This window comes from Candidatus Uabimicrobium amorphum (assembly GCF_009002475.1).
In the GTDB taxonomy this organism is placed as follows: domain Bacteria; phylum Planctomycetota; class Uabimicrobiia; order Uabimicrobiales; family Uabimicrobiaceae; genus Uabimicrobium; species Uabimicrobium amorphum.
In genome coordinates, this window is the sequence record NZ_AP019860.1 from 1,937,899 (window position 1) to 1,956,686 (window position 18,788).

Consider the following 18,788-nt stretch of genomic DNA (forward strand, 5'->3'; position numbering starts at 1 on the left):
TTCTATTGCAAAAAAACGCTATTTCCAGTAAAATTAAGGTGTGCAGCTTATTTGACAATTGCACACCTTAAACTATTATTGTAAGGAGTCAAGCATGGATGAATCAACTCGTAATGCTGAATTTGACAAGCGTATAGAAGAAGGTACCAAAATCGAGCCGAAAGATTGGATGCCAGAAAAGTATCGCAATCAACTCATTCGCATGATGTCACAACATGCACATTCGGAAGTAGTGGGAATGCTACCTGAAGGAAATTGGATTACCCGTGCACCTAACTTACGCAGAAAAATGGCTCTTCTTGCTAAAGTCCAAGATGAAGCCGGACACGGTCTATATATCTACAGTGCAGCGGAAACGCTAGGAGCTTCACGCGAAGATCTTGTCCATCAACTTCTCATCGGTAAAGCAAAGTACTCCAGTATTTTTAATTACCCCACACTCACTTGGGCAGACATTGGAATCATCGGTTGGTTGGTGGATGGTGCTGCCATTGTCAACCAGACTATGTTGGCCAAATGTTCTTACGGACCATATTCGCGAGCGATGCTACGTATATGTGCGGAGGAAAATTTCCATAAAAAGCAAGGCTATGAAATTGTATGCACTCTCATGAAAGGCACCGAAGAACAGAAAAAAATGGCGCAAGATGCCCTAAATCGATTCTGGTGGCCAACCCTCATGATGTTTGGACCTCATGACAGCGATTCCCCAAACAGTGCCACATTGCTTAAGTGGAAAGTGAAAAAGAAAACCAATGACGAACTACGCCAACACTTTGTCAATATCACAGTACCACAAGCACGCACAATCGGCTTAGAAATACCTGATCCTAATTTGAAGTACAATGAAGAGACAAAAAATTGGGAATTTGGCGAAATCAACTGGGAAGAATTCTACGCGGTAATCAAAGGCCATGGGCCATGTAACAAAGATAGAATGAAGGCGCGCAACGATGCTCATGAAAATGGTTCTTGGGTCCGCGAAGCTTCTGTTGCCTACGCGAAAAAGAAACAAGGAAAGAAAGTGGAGAAATTCTTAAATGTCGGATAACGAACAACTTCCCGTATGGGAAGTATTTATGCAACAAAAAAACGGTGGTCCTCACCAACATGTCGGCAATGTGCACGCTGCGGATGCCGAAATTGCCTTGCAAAATGCACGTGATGTATATGCAAGACGTGGTGGAAACGGGAGTATATGGGTTGTTCCACTAGAAACCATTTATGCTTCTGGTTCGGATGACGAAGCTCCGTTTTTCGACCCTTCTGATGACAAAGCGTATCGTCACCCAAATTTTTACAGGGTTCCCAAAGCTGTTAAAAACTTATAAGGCATTCTTATGAAACTGGAAGAACTTAAAGACTCTACACGCGAAGCTCTCTTTGGATACCTGCTATTTTTAGGCGATAGCAATTTAGTTTTAGGGCATCGTCTCTCCGAGTGGTGTGGTCATGGGCCCATGCTTGAAGAAGACATTGCTTTAGCCAATTTGGCTTTGGATTGTGTGGGGCAATCGGCTAATTTTCTAAAACTAGCCGGTGAAGTCGAAGGCAAAAATCGCAATGAAGATGACCTAGCTTATCTTCGCGATGCCGTCGACTTTCGCAATGCCACAATCGCAGAGTTACCGCGTGGAGATTTTGGATATACAATTATGCGCCAATTTTTGGTTTCAACATATCTGTATATCGTTTTTAAAAATTTGCGCGAAAGTAGTTTTGACGATTTAAAAAGCATTGCGCAAAAAAGTATCAAAGAAATTAAGTATCATGTCCGCCATAGCAGCGAATGGGTACTGCGTCTCGGAGATGGCACAGAAGAAAGCCACGAACGTATTCAAAAATCCCTCAATGAACTTTGGCGCTACACGGACGAGTTGTTCACTCATACTGCGACAGATAAAACACTCATAGAGCAAAATATTATTAGTGATATGAGTAAGTATCATAGTGAATGGCTAGAAATTGTCTCCCAGGTGATCAAAGAAGCGACATTGACCATACCTGAGGAGAAAACATATTTGTACCACAATGGTCGCGAGGGAAAACACACGGAGTACCTTGGACATATGTTGGCGGAAATGCAAATTTTACCTAGATCTCATCCTGGTGCCGTATGGTAGTAAAAATGACCTCTGAGGAAATATGGCAAATGCTTGCCGAAGTAAAAGATCCGGAAATACCTCTGGTAACCATCACCGGAATGGGTATTGTTCGCGATGTTTTGGTAAACGATCACCACGTAGAAGTGGTGATCACTCCAACGTATTCAGGTTGTCCGGCAATGAAGGAAATCAACGATAGTATCGCACAAAAACTACGCGAAAATAACATTGAAGATTTCACCATCAAGTCTGTTTTGTCACCACCATGGACAACCGATTGGATGACAGAAGAAACTCGCGAGAAACTAAAGGAAAGCGGTATTGCTCCTCCCCACAAAGTACAAACAAATGAGTTGTTGAGTCTACTTAGCGACAAAAGGGTCGTTACATGCCCGTATTGTGGTAGCGAAGACACCAAAAAAACAAGTGAATTCGGCTCGACATTGTGTAAAGCCCTACATTTCTGTAATGGATGTCAACAACCCTTCGAATATTTTAAATGTATATAGAGACAAAAAACGTTCCGATCCCGACCCCGTTCCCGATCCTGAAATTATCACAAAACCAAAATAATTTGGGTCATGAACGGGGTCTCATACCTAGGGCATATCATCATTAATCTTCATATTAAACAAACTTTAATTGATAAAACGCCCTAATAGAAAGATAATTCAATGCAATATCAACACATAACCTATGTAGTAGAAGATAACGTTGCAATTATTACTCTCAATCGACCAGACGTTCTCAATAGTTTTCACATGGAAATGGCACGCGAATTACAAGAAATCCTTCGCGACGTTAACGATAACAGTGAAGTACGCTGTGCCCTTCTTACAGGAGGCGGACGGGCCTTTTGTGCAGGCCAAGACTTGGCAGAAGCCACCAAAAACCCGGAAGAGGAAAAAATACTCGGAGATTTTGTCGAACAAATGTACAACCCCATTGTTCGCGGAATTCGCAACACCCCAAAGCCCGTTGTGTGTGCCGTAAACGGCGTTGCGGCAGGTGCGGGAGCCAATTTAGCACTTGCCTGTGATATTGTTTTTGCTTCCGATCGTGCCTCATTCATTCAATCCTTTTGCAAAATAGGTCTAGTACCTGACACCGCCGGATCGTTTTTTCTTCCACGTTTAATCGGGTTTGGACGTGCAAGTGCCTTGATGCTTCTCGGTGACAAGATCAGTGCGCAACAAGCCCTGGATATGGGTATGATTTACCGCGTGGTAGAAAATGATTGTCTACTCGAAGAGGCCACGGAAACAGCTAGATATTTAGCGACGCAACCTACCAAGGGTCTCGGTTATATTAAACAAGCTATGAATAGAAGCTTAGTCAATGATCTAGAAGCACAATTAAATGCAGAAAAAGAGTTACAAACTCTTGCCGGACAAACACAAGATTACAAAGAAGGTGTTCAGGCGTTCTTAGAAAAACGTAAACCAAAATTTATGGGGAATTAGTGTGGCAGAGAAAATTCAAATAGGGGTTCTTGGCAGCGGAACGATGGGAAATGGTATTGCACAAATAGCTGCGACACAAGGACATGACGTCATCATTGTTGATAACAACGAAGAAGCGCTGGTGAATGCGAGTAAAAAATTACAAAAAATCTTTACGCGTCTTGTGGAAAAAAAGCGCATGACCACCGAGGAAATGCAGGCGAGTATTTCACGAACGACTTACACCACAGACTTCGAATCTTTAAGCAATAGTAAACTGATTATTGAAGCCATCGTCGAAGATCTCAACGTCAAACAACAAGTCTTTGAAAAATTAGAAAACATCGTCAGTGAAGACTGTATTCTAGCAACGAATACCTCCTCGTTATCTGTAACCGCTGTTGCTTCAGGATGCAAGAAAGATAGCCGCGTGCTGGGAATTCACTTCTTCAACCCAGCACCTCTCATGCCGCTAGTAGAAATTGTTCCTGGTCTTGCCACAGATGAACAAACATTGCAAAACGCCAAGCAAATCATCGACTCGTGGGGAAAAACTGTTGTAATCGCCAAAGATACTCCGGGATTTATCGTCAACCGTATTGCACGTCCATTTTATGGAGAATCGATACGCATTCTCGAAGAAGGAGTTGCTGACGTAGCCACCATCGATTGGGCGCTCAAAGAGTATGGTTTTCGCATGGGGCCTTTTGAACTCATGGATCTTATTGGCAATGATGTCAACTATAAAGTGACGTGTTCGGTGTTTGCCGCTTTTTTCTACGACCAGCGCTATAAACCTTCTTTTACACAACAACGCCTTGTAGAAGCTAGACGTTACGGACGCAAAAGTGGACATGGCTATTACAGCTATGCAGAAAATGCGCAAAAACCTGAAGCGAAGCAAGACAAAGAACTTGCGGAACAGATAATGATGCGCGTGGTATGTATGATTATCAATGAGGCAGTGGATGCGGTCTTTTTGCAAATAGCCTCTGCAGCGGATATTGATTTAGCGATGACCAAGGGTGTCAACTATCCCAAGGGTCCTATTGCATGGGCGCAAGAGATGGGACTAGAAAAAGTTCTCGATTATCTACAAAATCTCTATGAAGAGTATGGCGAAGATCGTTATCGCCCAAGTCCTCTACTGCGTAGAATGGTAAAAAATAATCAGAATTTTGATTAAGGTGTCATTCTTTTCCGAGCCCGTTTCCGAGCCTGTCAAAACACCAACTTAGGTTGTCATCCCTGACTTGATCAGGGATCCAGCGTTGACAAGTCAACTTCATATTGCTGGTTTCCCGCTTACGCGGGAATGACACTGGCTCGGATTAAAGATACTGAGAATATCCTTTAACGCGAACGACGTTTGCGAATAGGGCGCGAAGACGATTTGCGATTGCTATACAAATCGCTACTGTGATCTACTTTTTGTAGCGTCAAACGCGGTCGAGAAACGGTTTTTGTCGCAGACCTATACTTATTGTACGTACTCGCGGATTTTTCAAATCCAGGATGAACAGGTCCGGTAAGAGACTTTACGCGACGTCCTGGACGTAGGGGTTTTGCCGTGGGTTTAGTGTTGTTACCTATATAGCGGGAAGAAGGACTACCCCAAACATTTCCTTTGCTTTGCGAAGAGCTTTTTCTCGTTTTTTTTCTGACAACTCGCATACTTGCCCCCTCTCTATAAATGAAAATTTATAAACATTGTAACGACACGAGAATCTATTATAACGACTTTGCCCAAAAAAAGCAATATTTTGCTGAGGAAAGCACATGCAACGCAGAATTTTCTATACGGGAAGCAAAAAACCACCGCAAAGCGATCTCCATTTACTGTGGACACCTACAATAGCCATCGAATACTCTCCGCCGACAAACCAGGAAAAGCTCCAGCAAATGATGGCGCAAGAATGTAGATATGTATTTTTCAGTAGACACGGAGTGATTGGTTTTCGTAAACACTTTGCGCTTCCACCGCATGCAATCGTTTATGCCGTGGGAAAAACAACGTGTAATTGTATTCGCGATATTTGGGATACGGTATCGGTGTTTACGCCTGAAGAGCAGAATGCGTTGGGAATGATCAAACTATTTGAACGCCAAGAAAAGCCATTTACTACAGTGGTAATCCAGGGAAACAAAGGTCGCAAGGAATTTAGCGATTGGCTAACGGAAAACAACTGGCCTTTTCTCACGAGTTGTGTGTATCAAAATACATTACGAAAAAACGACGTGCTGCAAAAACATTGGCAAAACAACGAAAATGAATATGTGCTTTTCACTTCCCCGTCGACAGTGAAGGGATTTCTATACTCGATCGCCGCACAAGACTTGCAAAATGTTGCGTCTCGCTTGATGTCCATCGGCCCCACGACAAGCAATGCAATACGCGAGCACGGAGGTAAAGTACATTACCAATGCCTATGCCCTGACATACAAGACTTGATTCGCCACATACCATAAAAAAATCCTGCACAGTATAACAAAGTACCGTGCAGGAGACAATTATTGTGCTAGCTTTAGTTTAATTTGCTTTTTTGCCTGGTGGACGCGCCAGTAAACAGTCGCTTCCGAGCAACCTTCTATCTTGGCAACATCCCCCGTATCCATTTCATATAAAATAGTAAGAACAATGGCTGATTTGAGTTTAGGAGACAGTGTTTCTAGGTATTTGTCAATACCACTGTGCATTTCTTCCTCATGAATCATTTTTTCGAGTGCCGAAGGAGAAAGATCTACGCGCTCAGGTAGTTGCGAACACGCATGAACTTTTCTGTTTTTGTTCTTCGACAAAAACGTGTATGTTGTATTTATTGCAATTTTGTACAACCACGTGTATATATTGGATTTTTCCTGAAAACAAGCTGCATTTTTCCACGCCTTCATAAACACTTCTTGTGTTAGATCTTCAGCGTCTATTTCATTGGCAACCATTCGTCGAATCGTTGCTTTTATTTTGACCATACAGGTTTGCATCTCGTCTTCATCAAAAAAGCCTTTCTCTTCTTTTGCCGTCATTTTTCTTACCATTCCAAAAAAGTGAATACTAAAACTATACATATAGTCACTTAATACTGGTGGTGGGAGTCGAACCCACAAACCCTTGGTCCTAAGCCAAGTCCCTTTACCAGTTTGGGCACACCAGCTCATGGTGGAGAGAGAAGGATTCGAACCTTCGTAGATCATCACGATCGGTAGATTTACAGTCTACTCCCTTTGGCCACTCGGGCATCCCTCCGATTTGTCATACTGATGGTGGGAGTCGAACCCACAAACCCTTGATTTTGAATCAAGTCCCTTTACCAGTTTGGGCACACCAGTTTACGGTTACAAATACTGGTGGTGGGATTCGAACCCACAAATACTTGATTTTAAGTCAAGTCCCTATACCAATTTGGGCACACCAGTTCAATGGAGAGAGAAGGATTCGAACCTTCGTAGATCATCACGATCGGTAGATTTACAGTCTACTCCCTTTGGCCACTCGGGCATCCCTCCGATTTGTCATACTGATGGTGGGAGTCGAACCCACAAATCCTTGGTTCTTAGCCAAGTCCCTTTACCAATTTGGGCACACCAGTTTACGGTTACAAATACTGGTGGTGGGATTCGAACCCACAAATCCTTGATTTTAAGTCAAGTCCCTTTACCAATTTGGGCACACCAGTTCACGTTAAAAATTTTGCAAAAAAAAAGCCCTGAACTCCTTGATATTAGAAGTTCAGGGCTTTAGGTAAGTTTATTTTTCATGACAAACCATCTCCACGCCTTCCCTTCCGAAGGATATATAAGTACAGGTATAAGTAGTTGAGCAGTAAATAATTTTTCATGTTTCTTTCCTTGGCAGATAATTTTATATCAATAATAATCACTTGAAGTTTACATTAAACCAACACAGTTTCATTTTACAATAAACATTTGTATTTTTGTTTGTTTACAGTATTAGACTGTCGCATTGTTCAATATCTTTGAAAAAAATTTTTTATTCCTAAAAATTCGTGTTACACTATTCTTTCTACAAAGAAGTAGATACTTTTACCAAACCATATATTCGGAGAATGTGGATGGCTGATAAACGTCACACTGTCACTGTAAAAATCGACAAAAATAATAACATTACTCTAAAAAATCTTCCTTTCTCTCCGGGAGACGAGGTGGAAGTTATTGTGCGTCCCATTAATATAAAAGCTCCCGACACAGACGATAGTTCCGAGGAAACATTTATCAGCGGAGCCAAAAGCTTTAGTGAATCTCTCGTTATTGAAACTCCGGAACTTGATGATGATGACTTTGCAACATTTATGGGGGAAGTCAAATCTCCTGAAGTAGATAAACATAGTAAATCTTTCATCGGACGTTTAACTTCGCGCTACCGCAGTGACCAAATAAAGAAAAAGTCACCAAAAAAACCGAAGCCCCCAAAGATTCCCAAAAACAAAATCCTTAACAAAGCGGATAAAATCACAAATCGTAGTGTCAGCAAAAAAATTCTGTTGTATTTTCATACAGCACTGCGCGTTATTCTCGATCATAAAAAAATAAATCTATCCAAGGAATCGGCCTCGCACAAACTGCCCACAAAGTTTTTGGTTCCCAACGACAATTGCGAAATGGTATTTGGCTCAGAAAAAGAAGCGCAAAAGAAAAATGGAATCCGTTGTAATATTCAAATCAACAAGCAAGTACTCGAAATGCAAGGGCGCAAGATTATTACACGATTTATCGAACATTACGAAGATAGGCCATACTTTTTTCTCGGCGAGGTAGACCCTGTTATATTTTCCGAAATATGTTCGATTATGGAAAAAAGACAGTCGAAATGGAAAGGAATTTTTCGTTTTCCGTATCGCTTAGATAAAGGCAAGAAAGAGGCGCTCTTAGATATACTTCAACAACGCAAGAGTCGTATCAAAAAAGAAAAATCGCGGCAAGTGGTTAGCGAAGTCATCGAATACTACGAAAAAAATCCCGATGCCGATTTTCATTTTCGCGATGTTGCCAAGGTAGAGCGTTTTTTAACCGATCGCGAAAAAGACAAAGTGTTTATTGACATGCGTAAGAATCTAAAAGTAGAGGCTATCTTGCCCATTTTACAAAAAATACTTGGCAAAATGAAAACACCTTACTACAACGTTTTGGTAACCGGAGAACTTTTGTCCTCACAATCGACATCTTTTTATCATCGTCCGGCTTCTTTTGGTATTGTAAAAATTGATGAGGACAAAATCCATCACTTTAAACACAAAAAAATACGCCCGTGTTTAACAGACAATGAATTCTCAAAAAAGTTGCACAAAGTCCTCACTGGAAAAGTGATGTATGAAGAAGCACAATTAAATAAACACAGTGGTGGACAACGTAAAGAACTCGAAGATTTACTCATTCCCTCACAGGAAATCAAAAAGGTAAAAAAATTACCTGATTATGACAAGAAAATTAAACAAACATCTTTTCTTCACCTCTTTAGTGCTCTATGTGCGATGGTGTTGGCTTTTTTACCATACACAGGCGTTTTCTGGGCGCAACAAATACCTGAACTAAATGAATATTCCACTCGCTATATCAGCGCTTTTTTAGGTGTCATTGCTATTTGGAATACAACCGTTGCTTTTTCCTTATTCAATCGCCGCGGTCGCTTTTTATCGATTATGTTGAACATCGTTTTGGTCATGATATTTGGCTTTTTCATGTTCACAACAACAGATCGTAACACTTACTTATTATACATACCATGGATTTTACTCAGTCTGTGGATGGCGATGCGACTATTGCGGCCCATTATGCAATATTATTTCGATAAAGATTTTGGTCCCATATATGCAAAATTTTCTTTTGCAAATGTCCTTGTTCTTTTATTGATCATTGCGGTGATTATTACATGTAATTTAGCGTTTTACTATCCACAGCAATTTTTTATTTCCGACATACTAAAATGGCCGATGTAATGATATAGCGAAACTTCACAATCACAACAGTGATAACGACGATAACCTTAACTCAAAACCTAAGGTGAAACATGACTCTAGAACAATTGATTTTACAATACGGTTATATCATTTTGTTTATTGGAACTTTTGTCGAAGGGGAAACGACGATTATTCTTGCGGGAATAGCCGCATACCAAGGGTATTTAGACTTGTCGTTGGTTATTGCCGTGTCTTTTCTGGGAGGAATCGCAGGAGACCAAACCTTTTTTATTCTAGGAAGAATATACGGCAAACCCTTTATTGAAAAACGCCCGAATTGGAAAGTTCCCGCCGACAAAGTAAACGAACTACTGGAAAAGCATAAACACTTAGTGCTAATTAGTTTTCGCTTTTTTTATGGTTTTCGTACCGTAACCCCCTTTGTGATCGGAGCGAGTCACTTGTCGACCGCATATGTTGTCACGATGAATTTTATCGGTGCCTCTTTTTGGGCGGTCTCTATGGGAATCGCTTCGTTTTATTTTGGAAAAACAATTGAGTTGGTTGTACATAGTGTATATGAATACCAAAAATGGGTGTTCTTGTCTGTCATTTTCGTAGCATCCATTATTTGGCTCATCCACTTTTACAACATCCGTAGAATAAGGAAAGAAAAGGAATTATAAAACTTGAAGACAACCGCTTTTTCTTATTTTATCTTTTTTGCGATTATAGGCGTTCAAACAACTTATTTACCTAACTATTACATAAAATATCACGGTTTTACCGGTAAGAATATTTCGGTAATGTTCGCAGGAAACATGCTTTTAGGCGTTTTTTCCCATGTCATTTGGGGACAACTTGCCGACTACACACGGCGAAGTGCTTTGTTGCTGCGTGTGTGCTCACTGTGCATTGTACTACTTTATTTTTCGCTGGCAATGATTCGCGAGGTGTGGGTCGTTGCCATACTATTTTGGTCCTTGGGTTTTTTCATGACCGCAATGCCAGCTCTTCTCGATACAATTGCCATCACCAATTATCCGATCGAGCGCTATGGTGGTATACGCCTATGGGGTTCTGTGGGCTATGGAGGAATTGTATTCATTACACCGTTTGTCATTCCCAGTGGTTATTCGCCACTTCTGTATATCAGTGCCCTAGCAATGCTGTACAGTGTGGGACTTATATTTATCCACGAAGAAAATCGCGAAAAATCTCATCACACGGCAAAAAAACTTCTTGTTGTTGAGCTATTAAAAATACCGGGTATTTTGCCATTTTTACTCTTTTCGCTTCTCCACTGGTGTGCACATATATCGTACAATCTATGCCTGGACGTGCATCGCGATCTTCTCGGACTTCCATATTACTTAACAGGAGTTGCGATTTGCACCGGAATATCTTGTGAGATATTTTGCATGGCACGTGTTAGCGAATGGTTCAAAAAAATCCCCTCGTATAAAATATGGTTTATGGTTATCGCCACAACCTCTGCCCTTAGATGGGCATGTATGGGTTATTCTCTCAACACCTGGTGGTTTGCTGGCCTACAAGTATTACAAGGATTTACCTTTGGTACATTTTTCACCATCAGTATTATGTACTTACAAACCATTGTGCCGCGCGATATGTTAACGAGCGGACAAAACATATTTTACATAACAACATTTTCCCTGGGTGGTTTTATCGGTACATTTTTATGCGGAATAATGCTGGACAGTAGTGGAAAAGGTTTTTATGTATTTTTGTGTTCCGCGGTAATTTCACTGTTGTCATTGATACAAAGTCTATTTTTAAAAGAAAGTAGTGTTTCATAGAAAGAAATGACATGCCTTTTACGATCATAAATCCACAAGGAAATAGAGTTCCCGTTGTTGTCAGCGTACCACACTGTGGCACGCAAATACCTGATGATATACGCGACACGTACTGCCCCAAGCAACTGCAATGCATTGATGATACCGATTGGTTTGTGGACAAACTATATGACTTTGCTCCGCAAATGGGCATCACCATGATATGCGCCAAATATAGTCGCTGGGTGATTGACCTAAATCGCGATCCCAAGGGAGCAGCCTTATACAACGACGGACGTATTATTACCGAACTGACACCAACAAAAAACTTCTTGGGCGAAAGCTTGTACCGCGATCAAATACCCGATGAAAATGAAATTGCGCGGCGTTTACAGGAATATTACTGGCCGTACCACAACAAAATTCGCGAACTATTAGAGGATTTGCACAATGAATTTTCCCAAGTGCTCTTTTTTGACGCGCACTCTATTCGTCGTGTCGTCACGACAATTCGCAAAGATCCATTCCCCGACTTAATTCTCGGAAACCAAGATGGCAAAACCGCAAAATCTAGTTTGATAAATACAGTTCTCCGTGTATTGAAAGATTCTGGTTACACGGTACAACACAACGATCCTTTCAAAGGAGGTACTCTGACACGCAGTTTTGGTAACCCCGATGCTGGTACACATGCCTTGCAACTAGAAATGACAAAAATAAACTACATGGATGACGACGAACTATGTTATGACGAGAAACGCGCCGCGAAAATGCGTCAACTTTTACAAAAAATGTTTAGCAATTTGTTGGAAGAAATACAAAAATGAAAACCTGGAAATTTGATGCTTTACTACAAAACGATCGTTGGCTACAACCCGCCTATATAACCGTTGACAATAGCGGAGTGATACAAGAAATAGCCGAAAATAGCGAAAATTCATACGAAGAGGTAAAAGGCGTTGCTCTTCCTGGTTACCAAAATGCTCATTCACATGCATTCCAATACGCAATGGCCGGTACGGCAGAGCACTTACCTGTAGGCGCACAATCCGACGATTTTTGGAGCTGGCGCGAAGCGATGTACCGCTTAGCACTCAATGTGAGTCCGCAAGATATCCGCGCAATTGCCACCATGCTCTACAGTGAAATGTTACGCCATGGTTACACGGCGGTTACCGAATTTCACTATGTGCACCACAATACAGATGGAACGGCGTATGACAATCTAGCCGAAATGGGTACACAGTTAATTGCTGCGGCCAAAGAAGTGGGAATTGACATTACTTTAGTGCCTATTTTTTATCAAATGGGGGACTTTGGCGTTGCGGCAAAAGATGGTCAACGCCGTTTTATCTCGTCAACAGTGGATGATTATTTGAAACTTTACGAAAAAAGTCGCGAAGCGTGCACCAACTATGATGGCGCAAGTATTGGCGTTGGAGTCCACTCGCTACGTGCCGTACATGCAGAAGACATCATCGCTCTATTTGCACAAACAGCGACCAATATTCCACGACACATACACATAGCAGAGCAGCAAAAAGAGGTCGACTCATGCATTGCTTACACAAAACAACGTCCGGTAGAATGGCTCCTCAATAATGTAAATCTCGACGAAACGTATCATCTTGTCCATGCCACGCATTTGGATGCAAACGAAGTTTCGCGTTTATGTGAAACCAAAGCGCACGTTGTTCTTTGCCCTTCGACAGAAGGTAACTTAGGCGATGGATTATTTTCCCTACGTGATTTTTGGCAACAAGGAGGACATTGGAGTATTGGTACCGATAGCCATGTCGGTCTAAATCCCATGGAGGAGTTGCGTATACTGGACTATGGGCAGCGTTTGCATTTTGAAAAACGCAATATTCTATGCCGTAAAGACGGTGAAGATAGTGGGGAACAAGCTTTTATGGAAAGTGTTCTCAGTGGACGCAAGGCCATGGGAAATTTGCAACAAGAGTTTTTTGCCGTGGGACAACCGCTCAATGCTGTGGTTATGGATCATAGCCATCCTCTACTCGCCACAACCTCTCTGCAACGTTTTTTGGCTACCGTGGTATACTCATGTGACGTTTCGGCCATTCGCGGCACAATGGTGAATGGATCTTGGGTTATACAAAATCAACGTCACGCAAAACATGAGCAAATTGTCAGTGACTTTTGCGATACAATTACTAAGTTGAAAAATAGATAGGTAGGTTCAAGTATAGAAATATACTGGTATGCGATGCCCCCACAGGGGGAGTTTACGTAGTTCAAAAAGTATTGAAAGGACGCAACTTTGGTTCGGACCGCATACAAAATGTCGTCTCTTCTGTACGCGTAAGATGTATTTGGCTCCCCTGTGGGGCAACGTCATTTAGTTAGTAAAAAACAAGTATTTATCAAGGCTAGATCTAAGATATAGAGATGTAGCCTTGATAAACAGGAACTTTCAGTGTCCTGTTTTTTTCCTATATTTCTGATGCCAAAGCTGATAGCTAGCAGACTTCTTAACACGAGGCGCATTGTTATCAGGCCTTATTGGAGAAGGAGACAAACGAAAGAGAACTCTTATTTCAGCATATGCTTCTTCAATAGGAATACTTTCATCATAAAGAAGAGCAATAACTTCATCGTGAAGTTCGGCATACGAAATAGACTTATTGATACGATATCGATATTTAGTATTTTTTTTATCGCATTCTTGGTCAAGAATTTGTTGTTCACTTTTAATAACGATGGATTCAAGAGCACTCATAAAAACACGAGCATAAAAGTCTTGCTCAATATGTAATAAAAAACCAGAAGAAAAACGCTCAACATCTAACTGATTTTTGAGACGATCAAAATAGGTTTCTATTTTCCAACGTTGGTGGTATAGCCAAGCAAAGTCATCAAGAGGATAAAGTTCTTGATCAAGTAAAGTAGTAAGAAGAACTTCAACCTCTCCTGTCGAAAGAATAACTTTTATTAACCTAACATTTACAGATGATGGTAAATTATATTTTTTCCACTCAATTCGTTTTTCTTTAGGAATGACTAGTTTGTAAACAGAGTCGAAAGAGTCACTTTTTAGAAATTCGCTAACAATTGAGAAAGAACTGGAAGTTGAACATCTTATAACGCAAGGAACACTTAAAGATTTATGTAAAGCTACTAACGCATTACTGGCATATGCTCTATCATAGAGAACGATTGTATTTTTATCGTAGTAGTCACAGTGAGAATCAAAGACAAACTTTATCTCAGATTGTTTTGCTTCAAGTTCTTGGTTAATAGGAAGTTCGTTTAAAACATCGTATAAAAAACTTCCATAGCCTTGGACTCTCTCAGTTGGGCTTTGATTACTTTGGACACTAAAAAATGCCAAAGTTTCCTCTGATTTTGGTAAATTGATTGTACTTACATCTACAGCATAGATCTGATTATTTTTCCATTTTTTATTTTCATCTTTCGCTTCTTCATAAAAAGTTTTTAATATTGTATTTTGGAGATGCTTATATAGCTTCGGATCTAGCTTGTTCCTTGCTTGGTGTAGTCCTCCTGGACTAATTATTTTATCAAGCGCTTTGATTTTCTTGAAAAATGTTCTTATTTTGTTGCTGAGGCTCATTTTAGCTCCTAGCAGTATCATTGTTGCTAATCCTGCAAATGTTATTTTCCGGCAACGTGTAAAGTGTTTTTTTTAGTTTTGTATCGTTCCACTATTTCTTTTTTGCTTAGTTCTGATCTTACACTTTTCATTGTTGATACTACTAGTAAGTTTTTCATGTTAACCTCATATTTTCATCCTATCTTTCGTTCGTTCATTTATTTATTACAAACTATAAATGTAGCATTTGCAAGGGATATATCATCACTTCACTTCTCTAGCTACTGAAAATACTACATTTACCTTAACTAAATGACGTTGCCCTGTGGGGGCATCGCATAATAGCATCTATCTACTGCGAATAACGCTGCAATTCTTCCTTGGTTAACCTTCGCGTTTGATTCACTTTTTCTCTTACGCCCATCACAATGAGTGTATCGCCTTCTTCAATTACCGTACTTGATGCGGGATTGTAGTAAATTTCGCCATCGCGATGCATGATAGCCAAAATGAGCAAATTGAACTTCTCTTTAAAATTTGAATTGGCGATTGTTTTGCCGATCAAAGCGGAGCTAGAATCTACGGGTACCTCTTCTATACGCATTGTTCCCTTGGAATGACGCAGCATTTTGTCGAGAAAACTCACCACCGAAGGACGAATCATTTCCGAAGCCATACGGAGTCCACCGATGGCATTTGTACAAATAATGGCATTGGCCCCTACGCGCTGTAGTTTTTCCTTCATCTTGAGACAAGATGTTTGCACCACGACGCGAATATCAGGGTTAATCTGCCTCACCGAAACCGTGATGTACAAATTATCTTTGTCGGACGACGAAGTCACCACAATGCCCTTGGCGTTCTCAATATTGGCCTCCAACAACAGTTCATCATCTGAAGGGTCTCCGTTTAACCAAAAAACGCGATTTTCCGAAAATTCTGCCACAAAGTCTTCGGCATCGTCTGCGATGACAACGGTAGGCACGCCAGTTTTTATCAACTCTTGAACTACATGCAAGGCAATAGGACCACTTCCACACACAATGTAATGATCACGCATATCTGACATAATTTTTTTCATACGCCGTTCCTTTAATAATTGAATAAGCTCTCCTTCCACTAGAAAAGCTGTTGTCAAACTGATGCAATATCCTAAAACTCCTATGCCAAACAGCATCAAAAACATTGTGTACACTTTTGCCCACACGTTATTACTTACATCGATAATTTCCCCATAACCTACAGTTGTCAAAGTAACAACGGTCATGTAGACACAATCGATAAATTCCTCTTGTCCACCACAAATTAAATAGTAACCAATAGAGCCAAATATAATCGTCGTTGTTAACAAAAATATAATCGTCAAAATCTTTTTCTTTATATTAGACATAAGGTTTCCCTATGTTTTGGAATGCGCGTAATAGTTGTTTACTAGTTGTGCAAAGATTAGCGGTTTTTGAAAGTGCGGCATGTGACTACACTCTTCAAAAATAGATATTTTTACAGATGTTTCTTTTTGCAAACGCTGGGCAACAGCGAAATACTTGGTGTCCATTCTCCCACAGATATAAAGAATAGATTGCTGAGTACATTTTAACCATGGCCACATATTCGGTTGTTTCCCTACGCTCATGATATCGAGTCCTTTTTGCATTTCAACAAAATTTCCACAAAGACGTCGTGCAAAAAGTTGTGCGTACTTATCATCTTCGGGAATTCCATAAAATAAATTTTGTCGATACCACTTATGTAAAAAAGCTTGTTTCTCACAATTCGCAAGTAACTTTTTATCTTTTTCATAGCGCGCATGCGCTAACATTGGGTCTTCAAAACCAGGCGAACCACTAATACAAATAAGTTTGGGAACTTGTTTTGGGTAGCGTCGCATAATATCTAAAGCAATGCGCCCTCCCATAGAATACCCCAATAAAAAGAACGAACGCCTTCCCAATTGCTTGACAATTGTGTCAGCGACACTAGCAAAGTTCGTCAAACGCGAACTTTCATTAAATGTAGACGCGCCATGCCCAGGTAAATCTACCGCCGCACAATAAAAATTCGGTAGCTGCGGAATAAAAATATCCCAATCCTCGGCACATCCTAAAAAACCATGAAGTAAAACCAAAAGAGGTTTATCTGGATTTCCCCAGTATTTTATTGAAAGCTCCACTTTGCATTATCCTTGTCTACGATCAAATTTTTTGAGAAATTTTAAAAATGCAATCTTACCTTCGATTTTTAACTTTCCCTCACGGATCGCGGTTGCTGCTTGCTGTTTATTCAATGCCAGCTTTTTCCATGTCATCGAGTCGGTGTAAACTGTTGCTACTGGAGAAGGCGTATTAGGAAGCGCATGGTTCATTACCAGCTCCGCAATACCACGGCGGATAGTGATAAAAAATTTCTCTTGCGTGTCACTCATATGAAACAAGACCGTTTCATGAGTATTTATGGATTTTTCCGGTATTATTCGCGAGCACATAATGCGAAAAATTACCGTTAAGGGTACCTGGGCAATGAGTGTATCGTCCAGCTGTGACAAAGGCGGAGCTACCTCACCATTATGAAGCTCATAGGCTCTCTCTAGTAGATAAGCGCGCCCATTGGTGTTGAATATTTGCCGTCCTAGTTTTGCATAACATGCCGCCAGTTCTTTTTTTACTTTTGGTAACTGCCACCCGTAGTCTCGTAGCTTTGCTAACAAATGAATTGCCCACTTTATTTCACCTGAAGTATACGCTTTTTTAGCTTCCGAGAGAACCTTTTCTTCACCTCCCATTAATTTGATTTCGCGTCGCACAAGCTCTTTTTGCGGCAACGGATACAGAGCATCACTATTGCCATCGAACCAGCCAAGTTCATTTGTATAAATTGCACGAACCGACCAGTCAATTTGTCCATACAATTCACGTAAATTTTCTGCTTGTGCTAAATGTCCTGGCAAGGCAATTTCATCTGTCATTTTTGCCAAGCTCTCTCCGCGATTGGCACGACGCACCACTTCGTCGCGAATCCACTGAATGGCATCGCGATAATCACGCAAACACTTACGTATTTTATCTTTACCAATAACCGGCTGTGTATGAGAAGGGATGAGATAATCAGGATCATAACTTCGCATCTTATCTAAGCTTTTAATCCATTCAGCGATGGGGCGTGGGTTTGTACCGCGAATGGTATACAAATTGGGAAAAGCGTGATAATAGTTGTCCCCCGCCATCAGTACTTTTTGCCGTGGTAACCATACAAACAACTGATCATGCGTTTCCCCATGCGCTTCGACAAGATGAATTTCTTCTGAGCCAATGTGCAAAATATGCTTGTCGCTAAACGTATGCGAAGGAATACGCGTTCCATTTTGTAATACCGCCTCCAGGTCAAGGCGTTTACCAATAGACGATGTCGGCAAATCTTTTTTTGTTACGTGACGGCCAAACTGCCGCCATCCACGCTGCCTTTCTGTAGGAGTAAATAAACCATACTGCTTAAATACATGTTCAGCGAATGCTTCCGTTGCCCAAACTTGTGTGTCTTTTTGTACCCAGGCGCTAGCTCCCCCCATGTGGTCGACATGGCTATGGGTGTAAATCACCGCCGCTGTTTTTTCGTGCATATGTGATTGCAAAGCTTTTTTAATTTCATGCGCACGTTTGGGACATGATGCCGTGTCGACAATTACATTGCCTGCATCTGTGCGAATCAAGATCACATTCGCCAAATCATAACTCAGCGCCACAAAAACATTCTCGGTTATTTTTTCCACACGTGGTTGTGCAATAATTTTATTGGTTTGATGCTCCAATTGCTTCGGCAAAACAATAACGCGTTCGCTATCCAACTTTGTAGAGGGAACATACGTAATATACTTGAAAATTCCCCAACAAATTACTAGCACAGTGAAAATAGTTATCAATACATAGTAGATTTTTTTTGGTTTCATACTTGATCCCATC

At 40.9% G+C, this 18,788-nt stretch carries 17 protein-coding genes, 7 tRNA genes and 1 pseudogene; 12 read left to right on the plus strand and 13 right to left on the minus strand.

Annotated elements, in window-relative coordinates; translation table 11 throughout:
• Positions 1–94: 94 nt before the first annotated feature.
• The 6 genes from paaA to UABAM_RS06825 all read left to right on the plus strand — a co-directional run bounded on the left by paaA (position 95) and on the right by UABAM_RS06825 (position 4,733).
• The gene (paaA, locus tag UABAM_RS06800) at positions 95–1,051 is read left to right on the plus strand and encodes a 1,2-phenylacetyl-CoA epoxidase subunit PaaA (protein ID WP_151967255.1); all 957 of its coding nucleotides are present in this window, start codon (positions 95–97) and stop codon (positions 1,049–1,051) included.
• Positions 1,041–1,331 (plus strand): 1,2-phenylacetyl-CoA epoxidase subunit PaaB, encoded by a 291-nt coding sequence (gene paaB, locus UABAM_RS06805; protein ID WP_151967256.1) that lies wholly within the window; start codon positions 1,041–1,043, stop codon positions 1,329–1,331. The genes paaA and paaB overlap by 11 nt, the downstream gene beginning before the upstream one ends.
• A 9-nt stretch (positions 1,332–1,340) precedes the next feature.
• Complete coding sequence (gene paaC, locus UABAM_RS06810; protein WP_151967257.1) at positions 1,341–2,123, plus strand: 1,2-phenylacetyl-CoA epoxidase subunit PaaC; 783 nt, start codon at positions 1,341–1,343, stop codon at positions 2,121–2,123.
• Positions 2,124–2,128: 5 nt separating this feature from the next.
• Positions 2,129–2,614, plus strand: coding sequence for a 1,2-phenylacetyl-CoA epoxidase subunit PaaD (gene paaD, locus UABAM_RS06815; RefSeq protein WP_151967258.1), 486 nt, complete (start codon positions 2,129–2,131; stop codon positions 2,612–2,614).
• Between the two features lie 165 nt (positions 2,615–2,779).
• Positions 2,780–3,568: an enoyl-CoA hydratase-related protein gene (locus UABAM_RS06820; protein WP_151967259.1), complete on the plus strand. Its 789-nt coding sequence runs from the start codon at positions 2,780–2,782 to the stop codon at positions 3,566–3,568.
• Between the two features lies 1 nt (position 3,569).
• On the plus strand, positions 3,570–4,733 hold the full coding sequence (locus UABAM_RS06825) for a 3-hydroxyacyl-CoA dehydrogenase NAD-binding domain-containing protein (RefSeq protein WP_261343973.1): 1,164 nt from the start codon (positions 3,570–3,572) through the stop codon (positions 4,731–4,733).
• Between the two features lie 167 nt (positions 4,734–4,900).
• Here UABAM_RS06825 and UABAM_RS06830 read toward each other — a convergent pair whose 3' ends face one another.
• Positions 4,901–5,221, minus strand: coding sequence for a hypothetical protein (locus UABAM_RS06830; RefSeq protein WP_151967260.1), 321 nt, complete (start codon positions 5,219–5,221; stop codon positions 4,901–4,903).
• 105 nt (positions 5,222–5,326) lie between these two features.
• On the opposite strand from UABAM_RS06830, the gene UABAM_RS06835 reads away from it, so the two are divergent.
• Entirely contained in the window at positions 5,327–6,016 is a 690-nt protein-coding gene (locus tag UABAM_RS06835) for a uroporphyrinogen-III synthase (RefSeq protein ID WP_151967261.1), read from the plus strand.
• A 42-nt stretch (positions 6,017–6,058) separates the two neighbouring features.
• Here UABAM_RS06835 and UABAM_RS06840 read toward each other — a convergent pair whose 3' ends face one another.
• The 8 genes from UABAM_RS06840 to UABAM_RS06875 form a co-directional block, all read right to left on the minus strand.
• Positions 6,059–6,613: an RNA polymerase sigma factor gene (locus tag UABAM_RS06840; protein ID WP_151967262.1), complete on the minus strand. Its 555-nt coding sequence runs from the start codon at positions 6,611–6,613 to the stop codon at positions 6,059–6,061.
• Between the two features lie 12 nt (positions 6,614–6,625).
• Positions 6,626–6,699 (minus strand) — tRNA-Leu (locus UABAM_RS06845).
• A gap of 3 nt (positions 6,700–6,702) precedes the next feature.
• A tRNA-Tyr gene (locus UABAM_RS06850) sits at positions 6,703–6,791 on the minus strand.
• A 9-nt stretch (positions 6,792–6,800) separates the two neighbouring features.
• Positions 6,801–6,874: transfer RNA gene (locus UABAM_RS06855), tRNA-Leu, on the minus strand.
• A 13-nt stretch (positions 6,875–6,887) separates the two neighbouring features.
• A tRNA-Leu gene (locus UABAM_RS06860) sits at positions 6,888–6,961 on the minus strand.
• Positions 6,962–6,965: 4 nt separating this feature from the next.
• Positions 6,966–7,051 (minus strand) — tRNA-Tyr (locus UABAM_RS06865).
• A gap of 9 nt (positions 7,052–7,060) precedes the next feature.
• Positions 7,061–7,134, minus strand: a tRNA-Leu gene (locus UABAM_RS06870).
• 13 nt (positions 7,135–7,147) lie between these two features.
• A tRNA-Leu gene (locus UABAM_RS06875) sits at positions 7,148–7,221 on the minus strand.
• Between the two features lie 396 nt (positions 7,222–7,617).
• On the opposite strand from UABAM_RS06875, the gene UABAM_RS06880 reads away from it, so the two are divergent.
• From UABAM_RS06880 to hutF, 5 genes are all read left to right on the plus strand, one after another.
• On the plus strand, positions 7,618–9,498 hold the full coding sequence (locus UABAM_RS06880; RefSeq protein WP_151967263.1) for an ABC-2 family transporter permease: 1,881 nt from the start codon (positions 7,618–7,620) through the stop codon (positions 9,496–9,498).
• Positions 9,499–9,569: 71 nt separating this feature from the next.
• Positions 9,570–10,145: a DedA family protein gene (locus UABAM_RS06885; RefSeq protein ID WP_151967264.1), complete on the plus strand. Its 576-nt coding sequence runs from the start codon at positions 9,570–9,572 to the stop codon at positions 10,143–10,145.
• Positions 10,146–10,148: 3 nt separating this feature from the next.
• Positions 10,149–11,279 carry an MFS transporter gene (locus tag UABAM_RS06890; protein WP_151967265.1) on the plus strand — a complete coding sequence of 377 codons (1,131 nt, stop codon included), beginning with the start codon at positions 10,149–10,151 and terminating at the stop codon, positions 11,277–11,279.
• An 11-nt stretch (positions 11,280–11,290) separates the two neighbouring features.
• Positions 11,291–12,085, plus strand: coding sequence for an N-formylglutamate amidohydrolase (locus UABAM_RS06895; protein ID WP_151967266.1), 795 nt, complete (start codon positions 11,291–11,293; stop codon positions 12,083–12,085).
• Positions 12,082–13,455, plus strand: a complete 1,374-nt coding sequence (hutF, locus tag UABAM_RS06900; protein ID WP_151967267.1) for a formimidoylglutamate deiminase — start codon at positions 12,082–12,084, stop codon at positions 13,453–13,455. Before UABAM_RS06895 ends, hutF begins: the two co-directional genes overlap by 4 nt.
• A 240-nt stretch (positions 13,456–13,695) precedes the next feature.
• On the opposite strand, the pseudogene UABAM_RS06905 reads toward hutF, so the two are convergent.
• From UABAM_RS06905 to UABAM_RS06920, 4 genes and pseudogenes are all read right to left on the minus strand, one after another.
• A pseudogene (locus tag UABAM_RS06905) lies at positions 13,696–14,904 on the minus strand (IS4 family transposase); the annotation flags it as partial.
• A 283-nt stretch (positions 14,905–15,187) separates the two neighbouring features.
• Positions 15,188–16,225, minus strand: a complete 1,038-nt coding sequence (locus UABAM_RS06910; protein WP_151967268.1) for a potassium channel family protein — start codon at positions 16,223–16,225, stop codon at positions 15,188–15,190.
• A gap of 9 nt (positions 16,226–16,234) precedes the next feature.
• Positions 16,235–17,005: an alpha/beta fold hydrolase gene (locus UABAM_RS06915; RefSeq protein WP_151967269.1), complete on the minus strand. Its 771-nt coding sequence runs from the start codon at positions 17,003–17,005 to the stop codon at positions 16,235–16,237.
• A gap of 6 nt (positions 17,006–17,011) precedes the next feature.
• Positions 17,012–18,775, minus strand: a complete 1,764-nt coding sequence (locus tag UABAM_RS06920) for an alkyl sulfatase dimerization domain-containing protein (protein WP_173013170.1) — start codon at positions 18,773–18,775, stop codon at positions 17,012–17,014.
• Between the last annotated feature and the right edge of the window lie 13 nt (positions 18,776–18,788).